This is a genomic window from Planctomycetia bacterium, from assembly GCA_034440135.1.
GTDB lineage: Bacteria > Planctomycetota > Planctomycetia > Pirellulales > JALHLM01 > JALHLM01.
Window position 1 is genome coordinate 21,424 of sequence record JAWXBP010000412.1, and the last position, 6,781, is coordinate 28,204.

Sequence of the window (6,781 nt, forward strand, 5' to 3'; positions counted from 1 at the left end):
AATTTCAAGTTCATCGTCGCGCATGCCGAAAACAGAACGCGCGGCGGCGTCGGTTCCTTGCGCCGACGGGTGTTCCGATTGATTCAGCCCGGAGTGCCCCGCGCCGCCACGACATTCCCTGGGGGGAAGGTTGATGAGGCATGACGCGAACTTCCAGCGAGATCCGCGCGGCGGTTGAACCTCCGCGCGTCGTTGACGTGCCCGCGCTTCGCGTGGACGCGGCGCATGAGGTTCGCGCCGAGCCAGCCGTAGCGGCCACTGACAGCGCTGACGCGTCGCCGGAATTGCCACTGGTGGACCTGTCGTTCGATGCTGCCGCCCAAGTCCAGCATCAGGCCAGCCAACTCGCCACGCATCTCGTAGCGCGACAACGGGAACTAGATCATCGCGAAGCCGGGCTGCATGCGCGCCTGGCACAATGGGAGCAGGAACACTCGATCGCGCGATTGGCGCTCGACGAACGAATGCGAGCCACGGGGGCGATTGAAACGGCACTGGCCGCTCGCGCCGCTGTGCTCGACGCGCGTGATAGGGCATTCCGCCAGCGCGAGGCCGACTTCCGCACCACGCAGGTGGAGAGCGAGTTCTTCCTGCAGCGGCAAGAAGACGAGCTGGAACTCCGCGAATCCCAGGTGCGGCTGGTCGAAGAACGCCTGACGAGCGAACAGCGCATCGTGAAGCAAACCGGCGGTGAGCTGCAACGCGCGCGGGAACGCTTTCGCCTGGCCTCGCACCGCATCGCGCAACGGCACGATCGGCAGCGCGCGGAATGGGAGCAAATGACGCGCTCCTTGTTGGCCACTTTCGAACGCCGCCGCGCGGCGATTGAAGCCGCCGGCCGCCACAGCGCGGACGACGGCGCTTCGCCCACGGAACATGAGGAAGTCGAGCAACTTCGCGCCGCCCTGCGGATGGAATTGCTGGCCGTCAGGCGATTACTCGATGAACGCGAGGCCGAAGCGACCGCCTGGGCGCAGTCGCAAGCGACATTCTTGACCGACCAGCAAGCCGAAGCGGAGCGACTAGCGTCACGAGAACGTGAGTTGGTCGCGCTCACCGAGGAACTCGACATGCAGCGTGCGGAACTGAATCGGGCGCAGATTAAAGATGACTCGCTGGCGCCGGACGCTTTTTGGACATTGCGCGCGAAGGAACTCGAAGCGCTGCGATCCACGGTAGCCGAAGAATTCTCACGGCTGGCGAGCCAACAATCCGAATTCGCCGCTTGGGCGGAAGCGCGCGAGCGCGAACTCAAGGAGCAAAGCCGCGCCCAGACGCACCGAACTGAAACGCTCGATCGCCGCGCCGCAGCGCTAACCCAGCAGGAGATCGCCATGCGACTTAGCGCGCTCGAATCGGGAGCAAGAAAGAAAAGGTAAGCTGATCAATGCGTGGATGTAGGCGCGACAATACCCTCTTGGCTCTCTCCTCCTCCCTCTCCTTCGCCCTCCGCGTCTCAGCGCCTCTGCGGTTCAAAATCAATCAGCCGCCGTGCCGACGCGCGTCGAGCGGAATTGTTCGCTCAGTACGATCGTCTCGATTGCCGCGGAGATGCGGTACTCGCGCTCGCCAAGTTGCTTCAGCATTTCATCGATGAGCGGTTGGTCGGAGAGTTGAATGGAGCGGCCGAGGGCGTAGCCGAGCAGTTTCCGGCAGAACTGCCGCAGCACCGCGTCGCGGCGTTGTTGCAGGAGGTAGTCGCGCAGGCCCGAGAGGCCTTCCATCGCCTCACCGTTGGCAAGGGTGGTGCGCGTATCGATCGGGCGATCGGCAAGGTCTTTGTCGCGCTGGCGCCCGATCGCGTCGAAGCCTTCGAGCGCGAAACCCAACGGATCGATGCGCTGGTGGCACTTGGCACAAGAGGGATCGCTGACGTGGCGTTCGACCAATTGCCGCACCGTGAGGCCTTCCGTGGCCGACTCGTCTTCCGGCAGCACTGGCACGCCAAGGGGCGGCTTGGGCAGCTTCTCGCCGAGCAAGACTTCGCTGACCCAATTTCCGCGCAAAATAGGACTGGTCCGCGACGCGCCGGAATTCTTCGCTAGCGTCGCCGCGAAGCCTAGCACGCCGCCGCGGCCATGGTCGCGGAGGCCGTCGACGCGTCGCCAGGAGCCAGAAGTGTTGCTCGCATCCGGCTCGAGTCCGTAGAACTTCGCCAGCGGTTCGTTCACGAACGTGTAGTCCGCATCGAACAGCTCGACGAGTGACACGTCGCGTTGCCAGGCATCGGTGATGAAATGAATCGCCTCGGCGTACATGTCCGCCCGTAGCGAAGTGAACTCCGGGAAATGCCGCTCGCTCTTTTCATCGAGCGTGTCGAACTCGTAAATCTGCAGCCACTGACAGCCGAACTCCTCGGCCATTCGCTCAATTTTCGGATCGCGCAACATGCGTCGCGTTTGTTCGGCGAGCACTTCCGGTTCATGCAGCTTTCCCGCCGTGGCCAGTTCGCGCAACGTTGCGTCCGGCGCCGTCGACCCGAGGAAATAACTCAGCCGCGTTGCCAATTCCCAATCGGAAACCGGCCGCCAAGGCGCATCCGACGCTGCCGCCGCGCTCGATTCCAAGCGATACAAAAACGCGGGCGAGACGAGCAATCGCGCTAACGTCAGCCGAAGGGCCTCGTCGTGCGGCAACGATTCCGCGCGCAAGCGTCCGTACAATGCCCGCAATTCTTCTGATTCGCCGTCTTCCAAGGGGCGGCGATACGCCTGGGAGGCGAACTGCAACAATGATTCCAACTGCGTCGGCTCCGCGGCAACGAGCGACTGCCGGAAGGCCTCGGCGCGTTCCGCGAAAGGTTGCCGCAGCGGCTCGAACACCGAAGGATCGGCGTCCTGCGTGGCGAACTGAATCAACTGCTCTAAAGCGTCGACCTGCGTGAAGGCGTCCTGACTGACGAAATGCAGCGCGTCCCAAAGGCGATTCAACTCCGCGATTTCCGCGTTGCTGAGCATCAACCGCTGTAGCGCGACGTCTTCCCGATAGAACTGCGTCAGCGTCACCACCTCATCGACCGGGACGATCTTCGTGTAGCAAAGCGCGGCGGGAAACAACGCGCGAAACTGATCCATGCCCTGCTCGAATCGCGCCCGGGCGGCGCTGCCATCGCGGACGATGATCGGCGAAGCGAACGCGATACGCTCATTGTCCGACGTCCAAGCGCCGCCGGCGTCGGAGGTCGTAGCGGCGGCCGGCTGCAGACCTGTGGCGTTTTCGATTCGCTGGTCCGTCACGGCGAGTTGCACGCTGCCTTCGTCGCTGCCCGGCGCCAGTGCGCCGGTGGCGACCAGGGCATAGCCGTCGACCAAATCCGCGCGCAGGATAAGCTCAAGGACCGATGGCGCTTTCACGCAGAGGCTCTCCGCATCGATGGCGTTTCCTGTCGGGCCGTGCCCGAATTGAACTGGGTCGATGCCCCATTCCGAGGCGGCGGACGTTTCGATCGCAGCGAGAGCGGCTTCGCCGAGTTTCGCGCGTAGCGTTCCCAACAGCGGTCCGCCGAGCGCCGTGAGTTGGCGGCGCAATACGGCGTCAGGATGATCCGCCGGAGGAGCCGCAGGCTCGTTCAACAGTGTTTGCAATTCGGAGGCGAGCAGCGCCTTCGTCGCGGCGTCGTCGCTCGACTGCCAGCGTGCGAGAATCGAATCGGCCGGGATCAATGGCGCCGCGCTCGCAGTCACCGGCTCTGTGAAGAAATGCCAAATGTCGGGGTTCCCGTAGCTGTCCGCATGCGGATTGCCGGCTAAGAGGTCGGAAGCAACGTCGTGGGAGAGGCTCCATGTGCGTTCATCGTCGCGCAGCGTCAAGTCAACCTCCGTTAAATCGCACGAATGGTTCCCGTCTCGCGGTCCGACGAAGAGCGCGACGACGTCGCCGGGGCGCACGGAGATGTGCTCGAACGGGCCAATCGCTATCTCAGCGCCACCATGCATCGCTCGGGAGGCGAGTGTGCGGCGCGAGCCGCCGCGGCGTACTTCGAGCGCCCACGCCACGCCATTGCCGCATTCCGGATGGGCGTGTTGGACGAAGCCTTCGATGTGCAGTTGCGCGACGACCGGACTGCGCCAGCCCGCGGCGATCTGCAGCACCGGCGAAGGATGCAGCGCTACGCCGCGGGCACGCAGGTTGCCAGGTACGCGGACGTGTTGGTCGCTGGCGTTGGCGATCACGCTGGGCGTCTCCGGCAACCCCCAGCCGTTGACGAAATCATGTCCGCCGACGCCGCGCAGTTGATTGGTGAGATGCGAATCGATCTTGGCAGCGCCACCGTTGCCCAAGCCCAAATAGTCGAGCCAAGCGGCCAGAATCTCAGGTCGCGCGCCGTGTCGTTGCGACAAGGCATCCAAGTCGGTCGGCGCATCCGAGGCGCTGGCTTCGGCCGCCGCCGCGAGGCATCGCGCGGCGCTCTCGATGACTTCCGTTCGCAGCGCCGCCAGCGCTCCGCTCAGCCGGCGCACATCCCTGAGCGGCAGGTCAGGACGGCCCGGTGCGACGAAGCGTGGGCGTTCCCAGAGGACGACGTCTCCCTCGTTGCCGTCGCCGGCGTCGCCAGCCACCAGATACATGCGCACTTCTGTTGCGCCTGCCGCGACGGGCACGGGCGTTTGAAATTCCTGCCGCGCGACCAGGGGCCTCACCGGCTCTTGCCAGGTGTTCGGTCCACCAACCTTTCCGATGTGACCGACGCTCGTAAATCGCCACAGCGCCTGCTGCCAGGCCTGAATCTCGGCGACCAACCGCGGCACCTCGTCCGCTTTCGCCTCTCGCCAATGCAGGCGAATCGCATCGAGCACCGGCGCGGGCGACGTATCGTTCAAGGCTGTCCAGATTTGCCCCAAGTACTTAGCGTTCAGTTTTCGCGCGCTGGCGACGGCATCGATCGTCGTCGTGCCGGAGCGCAGTGCGTCGCGCTCGTCGATCGTCGCGGCGAGATACTGTTCCAACGGCAAGCGGCCGCCGTCGTTGGTGTCGAAGATGATGCCCTGCAAATTGACTTGCGATGCGCCGACCGCATCGCTGTGTCGGCGATAGATCACGCGGATTTGATCGAGCAGTTCGTTGATCCAATCGCGCCGCGTCGTGAAGGCGGAGAAGTGCAGGCCGTCCGGCGTGAAGACCGCATGTTGCGAGATCTCCTTCGCGGCATCGAGATACTTGGTCAGCATCGCGGGCGACATCACCATCGCCGCAGCCGCGTTTGTAAATCCTTCGCCCGCCGCGCCGTCGGCCGGAAACTCGTGCGCGGGTTCGAGCGGCCCGCCGGTCAGGTCTTGAATCGTGTAGGTGTATTCCGCGTTGTTCAAGCGGCGAATCAAAACCGGCCCCGGGTCGCCGGCGTTGGCGTACGCTTCGGCGTGAAGATAGCGCCCGACCCAATCGCGCAATTGCTTGCGCTCGTCGCCGGTCGGTTGATCCGCGTCTTTGGGAGGCATCTCGCCGTTGTCGAGCATCTCGGCGACGTGCTGCCAGACGTTGGGGTCGCTCCGCACACTTTTCAGGTCGACGAAGCGTTCAAGATCGAGCTCGCCAGCCGGATCGGCCGTGGCATGGCAATCGGTGCAGTAGCGCTTCAGGAGCGGCGTGATCTGCTCCGCGTACTCTCGATCCAGCGGTACAAAATCCACCGCCGCCGGCTCGGCCGCACCGGCGTCACGAACAACGTAGTTCAGCAAACACGCGTGCAACAACAGCGACACGAGCCCGACGCGCAAGCGAGGGGAAGAGGACGCCGATCTCGCGTGATACGTGTACGCCGGATGCGACGAGTTTTCCTCCTCGCTTGCGCGTCGGGCTAGTGTGTGCGTATCTGAGGATAAATATTGCATGACGCACCTGGGAACGAGGAGCGGATCGCGGCCCTCTGCGCAGCTTCGGCCAGCACAGGCGGGCGAACAAGGCGGGAACCATTCAGGCGGGGACAGTCCGGGACTGCGACTCCAGGATACCTGACCGGGGCGGCGCAGCAAGTGAATAGCCGGCCCAGAACCGACGCATTCCGACTTGCCGCCGCGCCGTCGGCCCGGGAGAATCACGAGCGATCACCCCACTGGAGATGCCAACATGAAACCGCGATTCTCCATTCTGAACTTGCTTGTCGTCACCACGTACCTCGCCGTGACGTTCGCGGGACTGTTGGATCCCGAGGTGATCGGCGGCGTCTCGATCTTGATGATTTGGGTCGCGGCGGTGATTGTGTTCGCCAGTCGTGCGGCAGGCGGGCCGTCGCCGCGCCGGGCATTCGCCCGCGGGCTGATGGTCGGCTGCCTGATCTGCGCCTCGGTCGCGATGCTCGTGCGGAAGCCGGACGAGGCGGTCGTGAACGAACTGGTGCAGCGCGGGGTGATCGCTCCCGACGCCAAGGAATACGACCGCGCACTCGGCTACGCGCGGCTCTCCATGGCCCACGGCTCGCTGGCCCTCGGCATGCTCAGCGGGTACGTGGCGCAGCGGCAATACGAATCAACGGCCGGAGCAATCTCATGAACGTCGACGTTGAAGCATGGCTCACAGTGCGGACATGGTTTCAGGCACGAATGTTGGGCTCAATTCGTGTTTTAGCGGAGTATTTAGGGGCGTTTATTCCTCAATGCGTTGCGCGTTCTTTTTTGGGGCGGCGGCGCGGTGCATTGGTAAGTGGTTGTGGCGTTTGAAGTTGGCCGCGGGGTGGGGGAAATTGGGGCAATGGAATTAGGAATATCTGAGTACGATTTTTTTCGCGGGGTGCGTGATGGGCGGTTTGGGGAGTGGGCGGCGGCGGAGTTTGCGGTTGTTTACGGAG

Annotated in this window: 3 protein-coding genes; 2 read left to right on the forward strand and 1 reads right to left on the reverse strand. The window is 63.9% G+C overall.

Annotation, left to right across the window (positions count from 1 at the left end):
* The first annotated feature begins 140 nt into the window (after positions 1-140).
* Positions 141-1,379, forward strand: coding sequence for a hypothetical protein (locus SGJ19_24095; protein ID MDZ4783341.1), 1,239 nt, complete (start codon positions 141-143; stop codon positions 1,377-1,379).
* A 99-nt stretch (positions 1,380-1,478) separates the two neighbouring features.
* Here the strand turns inward: SGJ19_24095 and SGJ19_24100 are convergent, their stop codons facing one another.
* Positions 1,479-5,699, reverse strand: coding sequence for a DUF1592 domain-containing protein (locus SGJ19_24100; protein ID MDZ4783342.1), 4,221 nt, complete (start codon positions 5,697-5,699; stop codon positions 1,479-1,481).
* Positions 5,700-6,063: 364 nt separating this feature from the next.
* On the opposite strand from SGJ19_24100, the gene SGJ19_24105 reads away from it, so the two are divergent.
* Positions 6,064-6,486: a hypothetical protein gene (locus tag SGJ19_24105; protein ID MDZ4783343.1), complete on the forward strand. Its 423-nt coding sequence runs from the start codon at positions 6,064-6,066 to the stop codon at positions 6,484-6,486.
* The last annotated feature ends 295 nt before the right edge of the window (positions 6,487-6,781 follow it).

Excerpts from the sequence above, each read along its gene's own strand:
- SGJ19_24095 (MDZ4783341.1), top strand. The coding sequence starts at position 141 with ATGACGCGAACTTCCAGCGAGATCCGCGCGGCGGTTGAACCTCCGCGC.
- SGJ19_24105 (MDZ4783343.1), top strand. The coding sequence starts at position 6,064 with ATGAAACCGCGATTCTCCATTCTGAACTTGCTTGTCGTCACCACGTAC.